We start from the raw sequence: 1,450 nt of genomic DNA, 5'->3' as shown, positions 1-1,450 counted from the left end.
ATGGGGTTCTAGGGATTTTCCCCTCTAAAAAGACTTAATCCTCTGTAGACCACACCAATAAATGGCTGCGGAGGTGGGTTACTACTTATAAGTGTGGCAAATTAGGTAAATATCGTACATTTAATACGGAACAGCCCTGATATGGCCATCAAAAACGAAATTACTATTCTCACGAGAGCAGAACAGGCAGATCTTTATTCCCCACCCATTTTTTCAATCGAAGAACAACGTCTGTACTTTTCTCTGAACGATGCGGAATTGGCAGTTTTTCGGTCAATTCGTCTCAGAGCTCATAGATGTTACTTTGTCGCGATTTTGGGATACTTCAAATCAAAGCCCGTCATCCTAGATATCGCTTACTCGCAGGTTTCTAAGGATTTAATGTTCATCAGTAAAGAGCTGCTTGGCGGCAAGGGGCTCAGACCATTCACTCCCTCACAAAAACAAAAAGATCGACTCTACGCAAAAGTATTAGACCTTGCTGGTTATCACAAATGGGACGAAAGTCAGCACTTCAATTCTCTTTTCGACCACCTTGTTCAGGTGGGCAATGCCTGGCTGGAGCCGCGTTACCTCTTTGATACTGCTATTGAATTCCTAACCAGTCACAGCATTGCTATCCCTAGGTACACCGTACTCCAGAGACTGATAAGCAGAGCGATGCAGCAGGTCAGAAAAGACCTGGCGCACCAACTTAATCAACTCACCAGTCCTGAACTTCACGTCTTTCTGGACAGCATAACAGCCATTGATGACGGACTAAGCCTGAACCAGCTCAGAGGCGGTGCAAAAAGTCTGACCGTACCTGAACTTAAAAAAGAGCTTGCCCTTTATCATCAGTTAGCGCCATGGCGCACGCAAATCAATGGCGTTATCGATGGGCTTAATCTGTCTCTTAAAAATCGACAACACTTCGGTGAGCTCATCAACTATTACGGTAGTAAACTCAAACGATTCAAACGCGCACAGCAGCATCTATGGTTGCTATGTCACCTGACAGAGCGGATACAACTGGCACTGGAACGGTTAACTGATGGGTTCATTTACCATATCCGCAAGCAACAAGAAGCTGCCAACACCTTTGCACAACAAGCAGTGTTCCTGTCCTGGCAGTCAGCCGCGGACAATGTCACGAAAGCGGCAGAGTTACTGCATCTGTTTGTGGATGAGAACATTGATGATAATCAACCCTTCTCAGTAGTCAGACAACAGGCATTGAAGGTCATGAATGACAGGGATATCCAGACCCTCTGCCTTTACCTGAAAAAACAGAAACGGACCGTGGAAGAGTACCAGTGGCAACATTACGATGAACAATGCAATCTCCTGGAGCAACTGTTAAGGCAGGTGTTCTTGTGCCTTGAATGTGAGGCCGGTAAAGGCTCAGAAGCCGTCGTCGCCCAACTTCAACAGATGCAGACGGAAATCGCATTCGGTGGACCACTGAAGA

Annotated in this window: 1 pseudogene; it reads left to right on the top strand. The window is 46.1% G+C overall.

Going from position 1 to position 1,450, the window contains the following annotated elements:
• Nucleotides 1-141: 141 nt before the first annotated feature.
• Nucleotides 142-1,450, top strand: a pseudogene (locus R7Z49_RS23260) (Tn3-like element ISShfr9 family transposase); the annotation flags it as partial.

The organism is Vibrio sp. 1562, from assembly GCF_033340155.1.
Taxonomy (GTDB): Bacteria; Pseudomonadota; Gammaproteobacteria; order Enterobacterales; family Vibrionaceae; genus Vibrio; species Vibrio alginolyticus.
The sequence above is the reverse complement of the archived record's forward strand: the minus strand, read 5'-3'. Positions and strand labels throughout refer to the sequence as shown.